The organism is Faecalibaculum rodentium, assembly GCF_001564455.1.
GTDB lineage: Bacteria > Bacillota_I > Bacilli_A > Erysipelotrichales > Erysipelotrichaceae > Faecalibaculum > Faecalibaculum rodentium.
Map to the genome: position 1 here is coordinate 2,124,790 of NZ_CP011391.1, position 16,648 is coordinate 2,141,437.

At 57.0% G+C, this 16,648-nt stretch carries 20 protein-coding genes and 1 pseudogene; 7 read left to right on the top strand and 14 right to left on the bottom strand.

The window, feature by feature from the left end; all coding sequences use genetic code 11:
• Positions 1 to 17 precede the first annotated feature (17 nt).
• The 3 genes from aalo17_RS10360 to aalo17_RS10370 are packed head-to-tail and all read right to left on the bottom strand — an operon-like array spanning position 18 to position 2,153.
• Positions 18 to 572 carry a GNAT family N-acetyltransferase gene (locus tag aalo17_RS10360; protein WP_145907662.1) on the bottom strand — a complete coding sequence of 185 codons (555 nt, stop codon included), beginning with the start codon at positions 570 to 572 and terminating at the stop codon, positions 18 to 20.
• Positions 573 to 620: 48 nt separating this feature from the next.
• The gene (locus tag aalo17_RS10365; RefSeq protein ID WP_067559165.1) at positions 621 to 860 is read right to left on the bottom strand and encodes a hypothetical protein; all 240 of its coding nucleotides are present in this window, start codon (positions 858 to 860) and stop codon (positions 621 to 623) included.
• 30 nt (positions 861 to 890) lie between these two features.
• Positions 891 to 2,153: a Y-family DNA polymerase gene (locus aalo17_RS10370; RefSeq protein ID WP_067559167.1), complete on the bottom strand. Its 1,263-nt coding sequence runs from the start codon at positions 2,151 to 2,153 to the stop codon at positions 891 to 893.
• Positions 2,154 to 2,237: 84 nt separating this feature from the next.
• Between aalo17_RS10370 and aalo17_RS10375 the strand changes: the two genes are divergently transcribed.
• The 7 genes and pseudogenes from aalo17_RS10375 (at position 2,238) to aalo17_RS10405 (ending at position 9,035) form a co-directional block, all read left to right on the top strand.
• Positions 2,238 to 2,834, top strand: a complete 597-nt coding sequence (locus aalo17_RS10375; protein ID WP_067559170.1) for a LexA family protein — start codon at positions 2,238 to 2,240, stop codon at positions 2,832 to 2,834.
• A gap of 198 nt (positions 2,835 to 3,032) precedes the next feature.
• Positions 3,033 to 5,207: an anaerobic ribonucleoside-triphosphate reductase gene (gene nrdD, locus aalo17_RS10380; protein WP_067559173.1), complete on the top strand. Its 2,175-nt coding sequence runs from the start codon at positions 3,033 to 3,035 to the stop codon at positions 5,205 to 5,207.
• 183 nt (positions 5,208 to 5,390) lie between these two features.
• The gene (locus aalo17_RS10385) at positions 5,391 to 5,630 is read left to right on the top strand and encodes a helix-turn-helix transcriptional regulator (RefSeq protein WP_067559176.1); all 240 of its coding nucleotides are present in this window, start codon (positions 5,391 to 5,393) and stop codon (positions 5,628 to 5,630) included.
• A gap of 7 nt (positions 5,631 to 5,637) precedes the next feature.
• Positions 5,638 to 5,933, top strand: a pseudogene (locus aalo17_RS13100) (HipA N-terminal domain-containing protein).
• A 146-nt stretch (positions 5,934 to 6,079) separates the two neighbouring features.
• The gene (locus tag aalo17_RS10395) at positions 6,080 to 6,889 is read left to right on the top strand and encodes a HipA domain-containing protein (RefSeq protein WP_067559182.1); all 810 of its coding nucleotides are present in this window, start codon (positions 6,080 to 6,082) and stop codon (positions 6,887 to 6,889) included.
• Positions 6,890 to 7,159: 270 nt separating this feature from the next.
• Entirely contained in the window at positions 7,160 to 8,164 is a 1,005-nt protein-coding gene (locus tag aalo17_RS10400; protein ID WP_067559186.1) for a macro domain-containing protein, read from the top strand.
• A gap of 160 nt (positions 8,165 to 8,324) precedes the next feature.
• Positions 8,325 to 9,035: a vWA domain-containing protein gene (locus aalo17_RS10405; protein ID WP_067559189.1), complete on the top strand. Its 711-nt coding sequence runs from the start codon at positions 8,325 to 8,327 to the stop codon at positions 9,033 to 9,035.
• Positions 9,036 to 9,198: 163 nt separating this feature from the next.
• On the opposite strand, the gene aalo17_RS10410 is transcribed toward aalo17_RS10405, so the two are convergent.
• The 11 genes from aalo17_RS10410 to aalo17_RS10455 form a co-directional block, all read right to left on the bottom strand.
• Positions 9,199 to 9,423 carry a phosphopantetheine-binding protein gene (locus aalo17_RS10410; RefSeq protein ID WP_075884467.1) on the bottom strand — a complete coding sequence of 75 codons (225 nt, stop codon included), beginning with the start codon at positions 9,421 to 9,423 and terminating at the stop codon, positions 9,199 to 9,201.
• A gap of 157 nt (positions 9,424 to 9,580) precedes the next feature.
• Positions 9,581 to 10,129 (bottom strand): flavodoxin domain-containing protein, encoded by a 549-nt coding sequence (locus aalo17_RS10415; protein WP_067559195.1) that lies wholly within the window; start codon positions 10,127 to 10,129, stop codon positions 9,581 to 9,583.
• Positions 10,126 to 10,635, bottom strand: coding sequence for a MarR family winged helix-turn-helix transcriptional regulator (locus aalo17_RS10420; protein ID WP_067559197.1), 510 nt, complete (start codon positions 10,633 to 10,635; stop codon positions 10,126 to 10,128). Before aalo17_RS10420 ends, aalo17_RS10415 begins: the two co-directional genes overlap by 4 nt.
• Before the next feature lie 285 nt (positions 10,636 to 10,920).
• Entirely contained in the window at positions 10,921 to 11,613 is a 693-nt protein-coding gene (locus tag aalo17_RS10425) for a GntR family transcriptional regulator (protein WP_067559199.1), read from the bottom strand.
• 16 nt (positions 11,614 to 11,629) lie between these two features.
• Entirely contained in the window at positions 11,630 to 12,718 is a 1,089-nt protein-coding gene (locus tag aalo17_RS10430; RefSeq protein ID WP_067559203.1) for a DUF871 domain-containing protein, read from the bottom strand.
• Positions 12,718 to 13,086: a DUF3284 domain-containing protein gene (locus aalo17_RS10435; protein ID WP_145907664.1), complete on the bottom strand. Its 369-nt coding sequence runs from the start codon at positions 13,084 to 13,086 to the stop codon at positions 12,718 to 12,720. The genes aalo17_RS10430 and aalo17_RS10435 overlap by 1 nt, the downstream gene beginning before the upstream one ends.
• Before the next feature lie 34 nt (positions 13,087 to 13,120).
• Positions 13,121 to 13,300, bottom strand: coding sequence for a hypothetical protein (locus aalo17_RS10440; RefSeq protein WP_067559210.1), 180 nt, complete (start codon positions 13,298 to 13,300; stop codon positions 13,121 to 13,123).
• A gap of 242 nt (positions 13,301 to 13,542) precedes the next feature.
• The gene (locus aalo17_RS13205) at positions 13,543 to 13,665 is read right to left on the bottom strand and encodes a hypothetical protein (RefSeq protein ID WP_257721846.1); all 123 of its coding nucleotides are present in this window, start codon (positions 13,663 to 13,665) and stop codon (positions 13,543 to 13,545) included.
• Between the two features lie 27 nt (positions 13,666 to 13,692).
• Positions 13,693 to 14,649, bottom strand: coding sequence for a PTS sugar transporter subunit IIC (locus aalo17_RS10445; RefSeq protein ID WP_236940472.1), 957 nt, complete (start codon positions 14,647 to 14,649; stop codon positions 13,693 to 13,695).
• A gap of 38 nt (positions 14,650 to 14,687) precedes the next feature.
• Positions 14,688 to 14,906, bottom strand: a complete 219-nt coding sequence (locus tag aalo17_RS13105) for a hypothetical protein (protein WP_236940473.1) — start codon at positions 14,904 to 14,906, stop codon at positions 14,688 to 14,690.
• A gap of 468 nt (positions 14,907 to 15,374) precedes the next feature.
• Positions 15,375 to 16,562: a MupG family TIM beta-alpha barrel fold protein gene (locus tag aalo17_RS10455; protein ID WP_067559221.1), complete on the bottom strand. Its 1,188-nt coding sequence runs from the start codon at positions 16,560 to 16,562 to the stop codon at positions 15,375 to 15,377.
• Between the last annotated feature and the right edge of the window lie 86 nt (positions 16,563 to 16,648).

Sequence of the window (16,648 nt, forward strand, 5' to 3'; positions counted from 1 at the left end):
AAGGAGAATAGCATCCTTCAGGCATCGGAACCTTCGGTTTGCCCCGCTCCCGCTGCCTGCACCAGACCTGCCGGCTGGCCGTCCCGGTCAAAGATCAGCTGCATGTCATGCCAGGTCGTGCCTCCATGCTGCGAGTCTGACTGTCCCATGTCCTGGAACCCGAACCGGGAATAATAATGAACCAGGTGATCCTTGCACGTGAGGCCCACCCCCTTCTGTCCACGCTTCCGCGCCAGGGAAATGTAGCTGCGCAGCAGCGTGCCTGCAAGTCCGTGCTCCCTTGCATTCGGGTGCACCCCCAGACCGAACACCAGCAGATAGTCTCCTGCCGAATCATGCAGGGAGGCATCGTGATACATCCGGTCTTCGATCTTCGGCGTGGCCGCGCTGCATCCGTTGATATAGCCGCGGATGACGCCGTCGCTTTCCGCCACCAGGAAATTATCCGGGAATGTTTCATACCGTGCCCGCATCACATCTGAAGGAGCGGCTTCCGCTTTCGGAAAGCATACATGTTCCAGAGCCGCCAGGGTCTTGACTTCCGAGTCCCTCGGTTTTCTGATTACCAGCATTTCCGTTCCTCCTTTCTTTCATCCCACAGATTATAAAGGAAGTGTCTCTCAGCCGCAAACAGGCCGCTGACTCTCGACAAACCACCGGTCCCTTTCCCAGTACAAAAGACGCAGCTGTCCCCGGATCCGGCAGGTGTAGCAGATCCCGCACCCGCCATCGGGGCTGAACCGCCGATGGACGGACAGCACCTGTTCGATCGGGTACTTTCCCTGCTCCAGGCAGATTTCCAGGGGACGGAGCCGGCCATCCGCGCTGATGTAGGTCACCACGTCCACATAGGTCTTCACATTTCCTCACCCTTTTCTCCCATCCGGCTCTCAGTTCACAGGACCGCGAAGAAACCCCACCGGATGCACCTGGTGCAGGTGCCCCAGGGGATCGAAGTCCGTGAGGTCCACATCCACCCGCATGGAGGCCATGCGGCACTTGTCATAGCCGTAGCGGACCCGGATCTCGTTGACGGCATCCTCCAGGCTTCGCTGCCGGCTGCGGCTGTCGGGGCGGGAAAACAGATCCGGCTGGTCAAACCCCGGTCCGCAGACCAGGTCCGAGACCTGGATCCCCACACTCCGCAGGGAAAGAGACGAAAGATGCTGCCGGTCGATCAGGCCGTACACCGCGGCTGTCAGGTCACTGGCCAGATCCGTGGGCTGCAGCAGCCGGACCTGATGCGACCCTTTCCAGCGCAGGTCCGTGCCCCGCAGGGCCAGGGAGACGACCCACCCCCGCAGGCCTGCGGCCCGCAGCCGGGCGGCGGCCGATTCGCACAGCACGCGGCACACCTGCCGCAGCTGCCGGAGCGTGGTCACGTCATGGACCAGGGTCTTGGAGCTTCCCACGGATTTCGCCTGTTCCTGATGACCGCTGCAAAGCACGGGGGACATGTCGAATCCCCGGGCACAGCGCCAGAGCAGGCCGCCGATTTTTCCCAGGCGCCTGGTGACGGCCATGCCGTCGGTCTGCGCCAGATCGCCAATGGTGAACAGTCCCATGGCATTGAGCTTGAGCTGGGTGCGGCGGCCGATCATGATCAGCTCCTCCACCGGCAACGGCCATACCAGCTCCCGATAGTTTTCCGGGGTGATCACCGTAAACCCCATTTGCTTGTCCAGGTCCGAGCCGAGCTTGGCAAACACCCGGTTCCAGGACACCCCCATGGAAACCCGGATGCCGAAACACTGATAGACTTCCTGCTGGATGCGCCTGGCCAGTTCCAGGGGATCGCCGTACAGCCGTTTTGTCCCGGTGAGATCGAACCAGGCTTCATCCAGCCCGAAGGACTCCACCCGGTCCGTGTACTGCCGGTAAATGTCCTTGATCTGTTCCGTGCAGTACATGTAGGCCTCGTAGTCCGGGTGCAGGATCACAAGATCGGGGCACTTGCGCCTGGCTTCATGGAGGGATTCAGCCGTCAAGACACCCGCGGCTTTGGCCAGGTCGTTCTTGGCCAGGATGATCCCATGCCGCTTTTCGGCACTGCCGCCCACGGCCATGGGGACATGGCGCAGGGCAGGATTCCGCATTTCTTCCAGCTGTGCATAGCAGTGGTTGATGTCACTGTGAACAATAACGCGATTCATGGCCCCATCATAAACCATTCGTTGACCATGCGCAATAATAGCGCAACAAGTTTTTGTCCGCCCGTTCTGTGGTATACTTTTCGTATGAAGATACAAGAGATACTGTCCGAGTTCAAGCGGCAGAACAATGCAACGAATCTGTACATTGCCGAGAAGATCGGCGTGACGCCTTCCACCGTTTCCCGCTGGTGCCGGGGGCAGATCAAGCACATTGCACCGGCCACCATGGAGCGGCTCTCCGACCTGCTGGGCACGGATGTGCGCGCCCTGACACAGGCCATTGACTTCCAGCTGGAAAAACCTGTCCTGGGCACCGTGAAGGCCGGGTACGGCCTTCTGGCAGAGGAAAACCTGGACGGCTACATGTCGGTGTCCCAGGAAGACTTCGACCGGGGCGACTACTTCCTGCGGGTGACCGGAGACTCCATGAACGGGGCCCATATCCTGGACGGCGACCTTCTGTATGTGAAATCCTGCAATGACGTGCCCTCCGGTGCCATTGCCATCATCCTGATCGGCGGCGAGGAAGCCACGGTGAAAAAACTGATCAAGAAAAAGGGCTACTGGATCCTGCAGGCGGCTAATCCCGATGTGGAGCCCATGGTCTTCACGGAAAAGGAAATCGGGGAGCTGCCGGTCCAGATCATCGGCCGGGCCCTGTACGCCCGCACCGATCTGTAACCTCCGGCACATCCGCAGAACAGGTTTTCCACCCGGGTCCCTTACCTAAAGGGCCTGCAGGGGAATTCGGGTTTTTGTCAGGATTTCAAGATTGAATACGGATTTGTTTTACGCGATAATGACGTGGCCGGAGGAGAAATGGTTGAACCTTCAACCATTTCTCCTCCATACATACGAAAGCAGGAGGAATTTCAGACCATGAACGTCATCAAACGCAGCGGCGAAGAAGTCCAGTTCGATATAGACAAAATTGTAAACGCTATCCGCAAGGCCAACGCAGCCACGCCTCAGGAACAGATGAGCGACCAGGAGATCCTTGCCATTTCCCGGGCAGTCGAAGAAACCTGTGTTTCGCTGAAACGGGCCAGCAGCGTGGAGGAAATCCAGGACCTGGTGGAAAGGGAAATCATGTCCCACGGGTATTTTTCTGTTGCGAAAAACTACATCACCTACCGGTATGAGCGGGCGCTGGTGCGCAAGGCCAACTCCACGGACCAGCAGATCATGAGCCTGCTGGAGCGCAACAACGAGGAAGTGAAGCAGGAAAACTCCAACAAGAATCCCCTGGTCAACAGCGTGCAGCGTGACTATATGGCCGGCGAGGTGTCCAAGGACATCACCCGCCGCTTCCTGCTTCCCCAGGATGTCATGGAAGCCCACGAACAGGGCATCATCCACTTTCACGATTCCGACTATTTTGCCCAGCACATGCACAACTGCTGCCTGGTGGATCTGGAAGACATGCTGCAGAACGGCACTGTCATTTCCGAGACCATGATTGAGAAACCCCACAGCTTCTCCACTGCCTGCAACGTGGCCACGCAGATCATTGCCCAGGTGGCCAGCTCCCAGTACGGCGGCCAGTCCATCACCCTGTCCCACCTGGCACCCTTCGTGCAGGTGAGCCGGGACAAGGCCCGCCGGGAAGTCCGCGAGGAACTGGAAAACTCCGGCATGTCCTTCACCGAAGAACAGGTCAATGACATGGCCGAAATGCGGGTGCGCCGCGAAATCGAAAAGGGCGTGCAGACCATTCAGTATCAGGTCATCACGCTCATGACCACCAACGGCCAGGCTCCCTTTGTCACGGTGTTCATGTACCTGAATGAAGTCGAGGACCCCCGGACCCGCAAAGACCTGGCGATGATCATCGAAGAAATGCTGAAGCAGCGCATCCAGGGCGTGAAAAACGAAAAGGGCGTATACATTACGCCGGCATTCCCCAAGCTGATCTATGTGCTGCAGCCCGACAACATCACCCCGGGATCCGAATACTACTACCTGACGGAGCTGGCAGCCCGCTGCACAGCCCACCGCATGGTGCCGGACTACATCTCGGAAAAGAGCATGCTGAACCTGAAGATCGACAAAAACGGTGACGGCCACTGCTATCCCTGCATGGGCTGCCGTTCCTTCCTGACTCCCTATGTCACACCCTCCGGCAAACCGAAGTACTACGGCCGGTTCAACCAGGGTGTGGTGACCATCAACCTGGTGGATGCTGCCTGCTCCTCCAATGGCGACATGGAGGCATTCTGGAACATCCTCGACGAACGGCTGGAGCTGTGCTACAAGGCACTGATGATCCGGCACAACCGGCTGAAGGGGACCCCGAGCGACGTGGCTCCCATTCTGTGGCAGGACGGCGCGCTGGCGCGGCTGAAGAAGGGGGAGACCATCGACAAGCTGCTGTATGGCGGGTATTCCACCATTTCCCTGGGCTACGCCGGTCTGTGCGAATGTGTGCGCCGGATGACCGGTGTGGATCACACAAAGCCTGAAGGCACGAAGTTCGGCCTGGAGGTCATGCAGCACCTCAACGATGCCTGTGCAAAGTGGCGCGCTGAAACCAACATCGACTTCTCCCTGTACGGCACGCCCATGGAGTCCACGACGTACAAGTTTGCCAAAAAGCTGCAGGAACGCTTCGGCATCATCCCGGGCGTCACGGATGCCAGCTACATCACAAACAGCTATCACGTGAATGTGAAGGAAGAAATCAACGCCTTCGACAAGCTGACCTTCGAATCGCAGTTCCAGCGGCTGTCTCCGGGTGGTGCGATTTCCTATGTGGAAGTGCCCAACATGGAGAACAACATTCCTGCTGTCATGGCCCTGCTCACTCACATTTATGACTCCATCATGTATGCGGAGCTGAACACCAAGAGCGACTATTGTCAGGAGTGCGGCTATACCGGCGAAATCCAGATCGTGGAGGATGAAAACCACAAGCTGATCTGGGAATGTCCGAACTGCCACAACCACAACCAGGAGACCATGAATGTGGCCCGGCGCACCTGTGGCTACATAGGCACGCAGTTCTGGAATCAGGGGCGCACCCAGGAGATCAAGGACCGCGTCCTGCACCTGTAGGCCGGAGAACAGATACAGATATATGGAAAAGCACCGGATGCAGGCAGACCGGTGCTTTTTGATTCTGGCAGCCGTCGAAAAGGCGAATAGTGAACAGGACAGGAAATATACCCGGAGTGATATAAAACCGAGCAAATCAATGAGTCAAAACTCTATTTATACCCGATATGTTATAATCAGAATATGAATTACGATAACCCTATCGGACAGTGGCTGAAAAAGGAAAGACGCGCTGCGGGTCTCACACAGGAGCAGTTTGCGCTGTACTCAGGTCTGGGACTGCGGTTTGTCCGTGATCTTGAACAAGGCAAACCGACAGTGCGACTGGATAAAGTGAACCAGGCTCTGGCCATGTTCAACAAACAGGCCGTTGTGGGTGATCTGCAGGAGGAACGACATGGCAACCATACTCAGGAGTGGTGATGTATAGATCCAAAACAGGAAAGGCGGAAAAATTCTGGAAACGGATGAAGGGTACCAGTTTCAGTACCTCCCTGAATATCTGAACAATCACCCGGTTCCCGCCAGTTTGACTCTTCCTTTGCAGTCCGGACCTTACCAGTCACAGACACTCTTCCCTTTTTCGATGGACTCATTCCCGAAGGCTGGCTGCTGGATATCGCAATGAAAAACCGGAAACTCAACCATGAAGACAGATTCGGGCTTCTGCTGACTGTCTGCAAAGACAGCATTGGTGATGTAAGGATAGAAAGAAGCTCTGTATGAACTGCCTGTACTGCGGAAAGCCTCTGAATCATGAGATTCCGGAAGAGTTTCAGCAGCGATGGCATACAAAATGTATTCGGTCGTTCTTTGGAACAGATACATTACCTGTACTGGACATCAGCAACAGGACTCTGGAGGATCTGGCAATGCACGCAGTCAATGGTGGAGCAGCTGTCCCAGGTGTGCAGAAAAAGCTCTCTCTGCATCTGAGCAAAGAGTCTGTTCCGAAGCTGACTATTGTAAATCATCCCAATGACTACATTCTGAAACCATCCGAATCCAGGTATCCGTACATAACAGAGCTGGAACACCTGACAATGTCCATGGCCCAGGCTGTCGGCATCCAGACAGTAAAGCATGGGTTGATTCCGTTGAACAACGGCCTTGCCTGCATTACACGCCGTGAGGATCGTGAATTGGATGAGAAGGATTCTTTCCGGCTCCGGGCTATGGAAGACTTTGCACAATTATCAAACAGAATCTCGGCAGATAAATACAAAGGATCGTATGAGCAGGCTGCCAAAGTTATTGAGAAATTCTCACATTTCCCTGTACTGGATAAGAGCAGGTTCTTCCAGCTCCTCGTTTTCTGCTTCATAACCGGAAATTCAGATATGCACCTGAAGAATTTTTCTCTGATAGAGAATCGGCCCGGAAGCCGCCTCTATTCCCTGGCCCCCGCGTACGATCTTCTTCCAGTAAATCTGGTTTTGCCAGAAGATACCGAAATGACGGCCCTGACACTGCATGGAAAGAAAAAGAATCAAAGAAAAAACGATTTTCTCTATTTGGCAGACAACATGGGATTACCCCGTCCCACTGCTTTGAGAATCATTCAGAATCTGTGTCGGCAGGAACATCGGTTTTTTTCTCTGATCGATCAGTCTGAGCTGCCTGAGACATGGCAGCAAAAGTTCAAGCACTTGATTCACGACAGAATCAACAGACTGTCATGAGTATCACTGCTGTACTCCAGCGTATTTAATGGTCACAGGCAAAGACTCCACAATTCACAGGAATTACGTCTCCCTTGCATCCTTCCTTAACTCATGATATAGCTCTGTCAACGAAGGGGGGGACCAGGTTCCCAAACTGGCAAATCATGTTTCATGGTTTGCCTTTTGTTTTCCCCTATTCTGTCATCCGCTCTAAAATAGATACAAACCACAGCCTTTTCTGTATGCTCCTGTTTTTCCTTCCCCCACCCCACAGAAAGGAGCCTCCTTATGCCATTTGAAATCATTCAGGGCGACATCACCCGCATCCAGACCGATGCCATCGTCAATGCCGCGAATCCCCAGCTGCAGATGGGCGGGGGTGTCTGCGGGGCCATCTTCATGGCCGCCGGTTCCCGCAAACTCCAGGCTGCCTGCGACAAACTGGCCCCCATTCACACCGGGGAAGCCGTCATCACCCCGGGATTCGCGCTTCCCGCGCGATTTGTCATCCACACCGCCGGACCGGTCTACAGCCGGCAGTCTCCGGATGAAAGCGAACGGCTGCTCGCATCGGCCTACCGGTCCTCCCTCAAGCTGGCTTTTGAACATGGGTGCCATTCCATTGCCTTTCCCCTGATTTCCAGTGGCATTTACGGCTATCCCAGGCGGGACGCCCTGGAAGTCGCCACGTGCGCCATCCGGGGCTTTCTGGAAATCCATGACATGGATGTGAAGCTGGTGATCTTCAACCGCAGCGATGTGCAGATTCCACCAGGGACCCTGTCCGCCGTGGACGACTGGCTGCAGGAACATCTGCCCGAGAGTCAGACAATCCGCCGTCTGTCAGACACAATTGCCATGGAGCCGCTACAGGACAGTGTCCGGCTCCAGCCATCTGCAGCCCCCGCCTCCCCGTTCCATCCCGACTTCTCCACGATGTTCGGGAAACTCGACGAACCCTTTGACGTATATCTGCTGAAGCTCATCGACCGCAGGGGCATGAGCGATGTGCAGGTCTACCGGAAAGCCAATCTGGACAGGCGGCTGTTCTCGAAGATCCGCAGCGGCAAAGGCTACCATCCCGGGAAACGAACCATTCTGGCGCTGGCCGTGGCACTGGAGCTGACGCTGAAGGAAACTGAAGCACTGCTGGAACGGGCAGGCTATGCCCTGTCGCCGGCGGACAAATTCGATGTGGTGATGGAATACTTTCTGGAACACGGTCCGCGGGACATCGATGAAATCAACGAAGTGCTCTTCCACTACGACCTCCCGCTCCTGGGCGGAAGCTGACGATTCAGGCAGTCTGCTATTTTCTGTCTCAAGGAAGAACAGGCATCCGGGTTTCTCCCTGTATCACGGGATGTTTGCTCTTCTGTACGATGTCGTCTGACAGGCGACCATCGGCTTTCCGTCTTCCTGTATCCTCAAAGGCACAGAGGAGGTCACAGAGATGACAGTCAGACACATAGAAGAGACACACCGGCGTCAGAAGCAGAAACCGGGAGCGACAGAACTCGTGTTCATCCTGGATTGCAGCGGGTCTATGGCAGGGATGGAATCCGATGTCATTGGCGGCTTCAATGCCATGCTCGAAAAGCAGCAAAAAAAGCCCGGACGCTGCCGGGTCACCACCATGCTGTTTGATACCGGATGCAGACCGCTGCATGAGAGCATCGACATCCAGGATATGAGACCTATGACAGACCGGGACTTTGAAGCGGGCGGCTGCACGGCACTGTACGATGCCGTGGGGAGAACAATCCGCAGGATCGCGGAGATCCAGAAACAGACAGCTCCGAAGGGCCGGGCAGATCATGTCGTGTTCGCGATCATGACCGACGGCCTGGAAAACGCCAGCAAACGGTATACGCTGCCACAGATCCGGTCCATGATCGAACGGGAGCAGACTGCATATGGCTGGGAATTTCTGTTTCTCGGGGCCAATTTCGACGCAGAAGCCACTGCCGAAACCATGGGGATCCGCAAAGACCATGCGGTGGAGTACCTGGCAGACAGCCAGGGGATGCAGGTGAGTTTCCAGGCCATGAGCGAGTCCCTGGAATCCGTCCGGGACTGCGGTATGCTGGATACACGCTGCATGCAGTCTGTCCGGGAGGATACGCGGACACGGAGTCGAGTGCATCGAAGAAACAGGCACTGACAGACCCGCCGGCTCATGGAATGGCAGTGTCCGGCTGCCACCCGCATGGCAAGCCGGTTCCTGCATGCCGGGTGCAGCAGAAAACAGGCACTCCTGAACAAAGTGCCTGTTTTTTCATATCCGGGCAATCCTCGGGCCATTCGGTCCCTGGCTGACAGGGGATTCATCCCGCCCGCTGCAGGTACTGGATGATATCCTGAACCGTGATCAGTTCGCTCATGTCCTCTTCGGTCGTCTCTGTGCCCGTCAGCTCATCCAGCGCCATGGCCAGTTCCACGGACGAGATCTCATCCATCCCGAGATCCTCCCGGAGTCTGGCGCCTTCCGTGACCCGTGATTCATCCACACCGAGATTCTGTGCAATGAGCACCTGGATGCTTTCTGTCATGTCTCTGTGTCCTCCCGCTCCGTCAATATGGAGTCCGCTGCTGCAGGCAGGAATCTCTGCAGCCATCCAGGGTCATTATACCGAAAAGAAGCAGGTTCTCCCCATGCCCCGCAAACCTGTCCATCCGGCTGATGCCGATGATACAGGTGCGGGCCTGTCAGCAGTCTTCCTCCTGGTCTTTTTGCGTCTCTGACAGAAACGCCAGGACCGGCTCAATGTATCGCCGGTCGGAGATGTCATAGGAAGACCCGAGCATGGCAGCCATGACTTCCTCCTGCGGTGTCCGGTCCTTCTTTGCCCGCAGTCCCGCAAGAAACGCCTTCATCATGAGCCTGTACCGCAAAGACATGGCTTCATAGTTCAATCCTCCAGGGCAGTAGAACACCTGTACGTTGGCCGCCGCCAGATCCTGCACCGTTTTGTCCAGAAACACCTGGCCTTCCGGATCATCCGCGGGACTGGCGCCGACGCAGAATGCAGCCAGCCGCTTTCCGTTCCATGCCGGGATCTGTTCCTCAAACCAGCCGATCTTGCTGATCTGCCCGGCACAGGCCCATCCGCCGTACACAATGGCATCATATCCGGACAGATCCCGTTTCCGGGCCTCCTGCAGCGTGAAGCAGTCACCTCCTGCTGCATCTGCGATCCATTCGGCATACCGCCGGGTGAATCCCGTCTGTGAGTGATACACCACAACAGTTCTCATACCTCAGATTCTCCTTTCGCCGTTTCCCCACGACCCTGTGCAGCCAGGCAGTCGATTCCTTCAAACATCCGGGACAGCAGCCTGAACAGTGTGGCCAGTTCGTCAGCTGTATACACTGAGAACAGCGCCTGGAGCTCTTCCTGGTATTTCCGGAAATCTTCCCCAAAAAACCGGTCTGTCCGCTCTGTGGTCTCCAGCGCCACCGCTCTGGGATCCCGGGGGTGTGGTATCACCGCCACAAATCCCTTCCGTTGCAAAATGTCTGCGAGTTTTTTCACATTCTGCCGGGAGCAGCCCAGAAGTACTCCCAGTTCCGTCAGCGTCTGCGGTGTTCCGGCCTGATGCAGGATCGACAGCAGCATGAACTGTTTGAGGGTCACATCCGGGATCCGGCTGTCAAAAAGCGTCTGGAGTCTGTTGGTGAGAATGAACAGCATGCTGAAGACAGCCCGCCCCTGTCGGACGGGAGTGTGGGAAAACCGCTGTATGAGTTCTTCGTGCGTCATGCACTCTCCTTTCCTGCCAATGAGCCCCTGTCCGGCTTCTGCAGATGACTCCTCATCAGCCCCTATATACGTAACTAGTTACTTATATGTCCTCATTCTATTCCCCGCGGTTGCTGGCGTCAACCGTGGTTCGTGCCAGCGTCCTTCTGCGGCCGATCAATGACTGCTCAATGCCTGCGTCCTCCGTTGGCAGATATCCGATGGAAGCGAAGACAGAATAACGAAAAGCCCCGGAGTGGCAGGATGACCCTGCAATCCGGGGGCAGGTGGATTCAGTGGTTGTGTTCAGGTATGAGTTGCAGCCCCCTGGGGCTGAGAGCTGCCGGTGATCCGGGCATTCTCTGGATGCAGCCAGGTATGGACGCAGAGATACAGCGGTCCGTTTCCCATGCGGATTTCCTCACGCCGGCAGATCACCGCGGTCCCCTGCCTGACATTCAGCAGGCGGCTGTACTTCGGCGGAATCACGGCCGGCCGCAGTTCCCAGGTCACACTGGCGGCGTTGCGGCAGGCATCGAGCTGGAACATGGTCTCCAGTTCATTGAGTCCCTTGTCCATGGCCACCTCCGGCAGGGCATAGATTTCCTCCACTCGCAGGGGCAGGTCGTCATCCAGGATCAGCCGCACCATGCGGAAGAGCCGCTGATGGTCCTCCAGCCCGAAGGCCTTCTGGACATCGCGGACATTCGCGGATTCATAGACAGAATCCAGAAACAGCACCCGCTGACGCTCCTGTCTCGGGGTTGATTCGGAGACCGTGACAGAAGCAGGGCGCCGGGCCACGAAGGTTCCGCGGTTGCCGCCGCGGTAGAGAACCCCCTGGCGGCAGAGTTGTTCGATGGCTTTCCGGACCGTCATCCGGCTGATATCCAGACGCTGGGAGATCTCCCGCTCGCTCAGGATCGGTGTGTGGGGATCTCTTCCGGCGATGTCTTCCCGGAGAAAGTCCATGACCTGGATGTATTTAGGCTGTGACACGCAGTCACCCGCCTCCTTACTGGATCACGACAAACGGACGCCAGGGCTGAAGTGCATTGAGCAGCTCGTGCTCGCCTTCCGGAATGTGCCCGATCACGTTTTTCCGCGGATCGGCCGGCATATCCTTCAGGACAATATGCAGTTCGCCTTTGTAGCGGCCGTAGCCGTCGTTCAGGATCACGATATCGCGGCGCTTCATGTCCCGGCAAGTCTGGGGCTTGATGCTTTCATCAGCATAGGTGACGCGGGGGAAAGTGCTGCGGGCGCTATACTCGCTCATGTCGCCGCGCACATAGTGCTGGTGTTCGAAGAGCACCTTGCGTTCGCCTTCCTGCAGCGGCCGTTCGAGCACAGGCTTGAGGTTGAGCACCCCGGGCTGGAGCTTGCACAGTTCGTCAAATTCCTCCGGTGTGGCGTAGCAGTTGGCAATCAGGATGTCGTCCACGTTGCCTTCGGCAATCAGCAGCCTTGCCTGGGCGTCCAGGGGGAGATCCCGGTGGTCTTCCAGCGTGCAGAGGCCCTCGGACACCGGCCAGGGACCGAAGGTGCCCGGACGGGAGGAGCCGATGAACGCAGCGATCGGCAGGTTGTTCTTCTTGATGTCCTCATTGCATTTGCGGAAATGCTTCAGGGAGAGTCCGGAATAGCGCTGGGGATAGAAGTTGTGGCAGGTCGTGAGCTTTGACCGGTCGGGGTGGTGGGAGCAGATGTTGTCGATGTAGCCGTTGCCGAAGCTGGCGTTGACTTCGATTTTCAGCCCCTCGGGGTTGCAGGTCATGAGGGATTCCTTCATCCCGTCAAAGCCTTCGTCCAGGCGGATACCGTCGGCATGCATGTCCTTGAAGAACGACAGGTCGTTCCATTCCACGCCGATGTGCTTCAGGACCGCCGGTGCGACGTCGTAGATCACTTCCATGCCCTTTTCGTGGGCATAGTCATTGAGTTCCCGGAACTCCTCCCTGATTTCGTCGCCGGATTTGTCTGTCACGGAAAGCAGACAGGAGAAGATCCGTTTGAAGCCATGATCTGCTGCCAGATCGATGTACTTTTTGATGTTCTCCATGGAATCGTGTTCGGGGTAAACCGAAATGCCTAGTCTTGCCATTAATAGTCCTCCAGTTGTTTTTCAAACAGGTCGAGCCGCATGTTCAGCTGTTTCTTCGCACTCAGGCCGAAGAGCAGGCCGGCGAGTTTCTGGTTCCACTTCGACAGGCCCTGTTCATTGCCGCCGGTTTCTTCGTACGTCAGTTCCAGCTGCCCGGGAGCGGTTTCCTTCCACCGCCAGTCCATGGTCAGGATCTCCCGGCTGCTGTCAAAACGCACCCGGTAGTGACCTGATTCCAGGGCCTCGATGGAGACAGCGGTTTTCTGTGGCCGTCCGTTCATGCCCGTCAGCTGTTTTTCATAGCACAGGCCGGCACAGGCGGGCTGCCCGGCGTCCTGGTCTGCGAGAGTCTGGATGAAGGCATCCATTTTTCCCGGGAACACCGGATGTGGCGCGCGGCTTTCACCGGGACTCCTTCCGGCTGCCGGCCTGCCTGCGGCTGCGGCAGATCATCCAGAGACCGATACCGGTCAGGGCCAGGCCGCTGAAAATCAGGTAGATGGGCTGCGGCATCATGCAGGAGAGCAGAATGAACAGGCATCCTGTGGAAATCAGAAACAGCCCGTTTCTGTTGTTGGTCATGGCGGCTTCCTTTCTGTTTGTGTATCAACTTGATTATAGTGCAAGGCACGCACCGGCCAAACGACAGTTTGGACAGACTGTCACCATCGGCAGGGGTTTGTTTGTGACCGGGGATCCGGGACTGTCATGAAGCGCAGCCTGCGGTCCGGTCTCCCTCTGTCGGCACAATCCGGCATGCACCTGTGTAAAAAAGAGAATGGCACAGTGTCCATTCCCCGAAAGAAGCGGACTGTTCTGGCGACTCAGTCCAGGTCGAAGTCCGAAAGACCGGTGTCCTCTGCTTCGTCGGCTTCCACACCCTGGTCATAGCGGTTGGCCACGATGACGAAGACTGACCAGATGGCCACGGCAATCACCAGGTTCACCAGTGCCGGCAGGCCCGCTGCCAGGCTTTAGCCTGTTGCCAGGAAGGCATACAGCACAGGCGGCACGACCCAGGGCACCACGAGGTGTGCATAGGGAACCCAGCCCGCGGCTGTCACGAGATAGGCAACGATTGTCAGTACCGCGGGCACCAGCAGCCAGGGAATGAAATAGATCGGGTTCAGCACAATGGGCATGCCGAAGACCACCGGCTCGTTGATGTTGAACACGGCCATTGGTGCGGACATTTTGCACACAGCCCTGGAATCGGCCCGTTTCGAGAAAACCAGCACCGCAATGACCAGCGCCAGGGAGCAGCCGGCGCCACCCATCCAGACATAGGAGTCAAAGGAAGCACGGGTCCAGATGTATTCCATGGGCTTGCCCGCCTGGAAGAGGGAATCGTTCATGGTCAGGGCCGTCAGGTAGGTTCCGTCAATGACAGCACCGAGGACATTCGTGCCGTGCAGGCCGAAGAACCAGAGCAGCTGGACGGCCAGGACAATGATCAGCACGGCTCCCAGGCCCTGGGAAAGACCCATGAACGGCATCTGCACGTACTTCAGGATCACATCGCCAATCGCCAGGCCACCGGTGAGTTCGGACACGATCCAGGCTGCGGCACCGCAGAGGTAGATTGCAATGACACCCGGGATAATGGAGGCAAAGGCCTTGGAGACAGCGGGCGGCACGGAATCCGGCATCTTGATGGTGATCTTCCGGTTCATCAGCTTCGCATAGACAATGGAAGAAATCAGGCCCACAAGCAGCGCGGTGAACAGGCCCCTGGCATCCAGGTAGCTGTAGTTCAGGAATCCCCATCCCACAGCGTCGGCTCCCTCCGGACCGGCTTCTGCGAGCGTGGCCACCTGCGGGGTCACGGCAATGAAGGAAGCCAGGGAAATCAGGCCGCCGGCGAGGGTATCTGTCCTGTACATCTTCGAGATCTGGTACCCCAGGGCGAAGACGAATGCCAGGGACAGCATGGCAAGGGTGGCCCACCATACGTTGCCGTTGATGGTGATCAGCCACTGCAGTAGTCTGCAATGTGCAGATCCGGCAGATAGCTGGTCGGAAGGTCGCGGACGAAGACATTGAACAGTGTGGCGATGGCGCCGGTCATGGTGATCGGCATGATGGCGATGAAAGCGTCACGAATGGCTGCAAGGAATTTGTTGGAGCCGATCTTCGCCGCTGCCGGGACGAAATGTTCTTCCATCCAGCTGGTGAATTTGTCAAGCATGTGGTTCTCTCCTTGATGGTTCAGCAGTCTAGTCAGGTCCGGCCTGTTGCCGGACACACCGGCCGAACAGGCCGGAGTCAGGTCACAGATGACAGGCAGCCGGACCGGATCGGCATGCCACGGGCAGTCAGTGTCTTCACGGGAATGCGGCTGATGGCCGCTGCAGCCGGGCTTGTCAGCCTGAAGACAGGAAAGGTGAAAGCCGCAGGGCCTCCGGCACCGGGAGCCGCGTCTGTCCTTCTGTTCAGTGGTATATACCAATAGGACATCTGGCTGGCCGGTCCCTCTGTGCGGCGGACTCTCCCCCACCGGCCAGCGCCGATCCAGCAGGATGCAGCGCCCCCATGTCCCCTGGATCGTGGATCATGATAAAAAGACACGGTGTCTCTCCGCGCCTTGTGTCTCTCCGTGCCTTTTCTGAATCCTGCGAATCCATGATGCAGGACCTGCGTCTTTTGCGTCCGGGCTTCAGACCTCGACGAAACCGTAGATGTCCCCGGCTCCGATTTCATCCAGGATCATGAGCTCGTTTTCATCAATGTGCCCCAGCAGGTTGCGCTGACCATCGTTTTTCATGTCCTTCATCACCACCTGGACTTCCCCGGCATAGTGTTTGCAGTTGTCATTCACCAGCACCACGTCGCCCTTGACAAACTTCTCGCGCTCACACACGCGCGGCGTGAAGTCACGGCCTTTGTACAGCATCCGCCCCAGACGGCTGCGCAGCATGTAGTTCAGGCAGTCCCCCAGATCCACGTGATAGTTGAAGTTGAATACGGCGTCTTTCTCGTTCTGACTCAGACCCGGTTCCAGGTGCAGCTTCAGCGGGATCCGGCGGATCTGCCCATCCGGGAGCCAGTCGCGGATGATGTCCCCGAAGAAGGGATCCACGGCATCCAGGCTCTCCATCTTGGGATAGGCCTGCTGCATGGTCTCGGAAATCACCCCGAATTCCTCATCTGATGCAAAGGCGTTTCCGAAAATCGCCTCCGTGACGTTGTTCATCGCCATCATGTGCTTGAGCTGGGACTCCACCGGAATATCCCGGTGTTCTTCCACCGTCGGCAGGCCATCGGATACAGGCCACGGACCGTGTGTGCCCGGCACCTGGGAACTCAGGAACATCGCCGTGGAAATGCCCTGTTTTTTCAGTGCATCATTCGTGGCATCCACTGCCTCCAGCGACGGGCAGGTGTAGCGCTGGGGGTAGAAGTTGTGGCAGGTCAGGATATTGTCCGGATTGCCGCCAGCCTCGATGATGCCTTTGGTCAGGTCGCTCATGGATGCATTGAATTCGATCTTCAGACCGTCTTTGTTGTTGACCAGGATCACATCCCGTTCATCCTTGAAGGGTCCGTCCATCCGCAGGATATCCAGTCCCATGTCCTGGAATACCGACAGGTCATCGGCTTTGGCACCCAGGCGCCGGAAGAGTTCCCCGTTGCAGTCCCCGGATACCACCATGCCGTATTTGTGCGCCAGGTCCGTCAGTTCGCGGAAGTAGTGCACCAGTTCCTCTTTTGTGCCTTCCACGGAAAACAGCGAGGTGAAGACCTTCGTGAAGCCGTGCTCCGACGCTGTCTTGAGGTATCGTTCAATGTCTTCCCGGCTTTCCTGCTCGGGATACAGAGAAATTCCCAGTCTGATTTTTTCCATAGTGTCTTGTTTCTCCTTTGTGCCTGCAGACCGGCCCGGCATACTCGGGATTCACCTGCAGGCACGTACACAGCTGTATCTTATCA

Bases quoted from the DNA above. Each gene is read 5' to 3' on its own strand.
- aalo17_RS10370 (WP_067559167.1), bottom strand. From the start codon at position 2,153: ATGAATCGCGTTATTGTTCACAGTGACATCAACCACTGCTATGCACAG.
- aalo17_RS10385 (WP_067559176.1), top strand. From the start codon at position 5,391: ATGAATTACGATAACCCTATCGGACAGTGGCTGAAAAAGGAAAGACGC.
- aalo17_RS10395 (WP_067559182.1), top strand. From the start codon at position 6,080: ATGCACGCAGTCAATGGTGGAGCAGCTGTCCCAGGTGTGCAGAAAAAG.
- aalo17_RS13105 (WP_236940473.1), bottom strand. From the start codon at position 14,906: ATGCTTGACAAATTCACCAGCTGGATGGAAGAACATTTCGTCCCGGCA.
- aalo17_RS10400 (WP_067559186.1), top strand. From the start codon at position 7,160: ATGCCATTTGAAATCATTCAGGGCGACATCACCCGCATCCAGACCGAT.
- aalo17_RS10435 (WP_145907664.1), bottom strand. From the start codon at position 13,086: ATGGATGCCTTCATCCAGACTCTCGCAGACCAGGACGCCGGGCAGCCC.
- aalo17_RS10430 (WP_067559203.1), bottom strand. From the start codon at position 12,718: ATGGCAAGACTAGGCATTTCGGTTTACCCCGAACACGATTCCATGGAG.
- aalo17_RS10405 (WP_067559189.1), top strand. From the start codon at position 8,325: ATGACAGTCAGACACATAGAAGAGACACACCGGCGTCAGAAGCAGAAA.
- aalo17_RS10440 (WP_067559210.1), bottom strand. From the start codon at position 13,300: ATGACCAACAACAGAAACGGGCTGTTTCTGATTTCCACAGGATGCCTG.
- aalo17_RS10455 (WP_067559221.1), bottom strand. From the start codon at position 16,562: ATGGAAAAAATCAGACTGGGAATTTCTCTGTATCCCGAGCAGGAAAGC.
- aalo17_RS10445 (WP_236940472.1), bottom strand. From the start codon at position 14,649: ATGCTGTCCCTGGCATTCGTCTTCGCCCTGGGGTACCAGATCTCGAAG.
- nrdD (WP_067559173.1), top strand. From the start codon at position 3,033: ATGAACGTCATCAAACGCAGCGGCGAAGAAGTCCAGTTCGATATAGAC.
- aalo17_RS10410 (WP_075884467.1), bottom strand. From the start codon at position 9,423: ATGACAGAAAGCATCCAGGTGCTCATTGCACAGAATCTCGGTGTGGAT.
- aalo17_RS10360 (WP_145907662.1), bottom strand. From the start codon at position 572: ATGCTGGTAATCAGAAAACCGAGGGACTCGGAAGTCAAGACCCTGGCG.
- aalo17_RS10375 (WP_067559170.1), top strand. From the start codon at position 2,238: ATGAAGATACAAGAGATACTGTCCGAGTTCAAGCGGCAGAACAATGCA.
- aalo17_RS10420 (WP_067559197.1), bottom strand. From the start codon at position 10,635: ATGACGCACGAAGAACTCATACAGCGGTTTTCCCACACTCCCGTCCGA.
- aalo17_RS10415 (WP_067559195.1), bottom strand. From the start codon at position 10,129: ATGAGAACTGTTGTGGTGTATCACTCACAGACGGGATTCACCCGGCGG.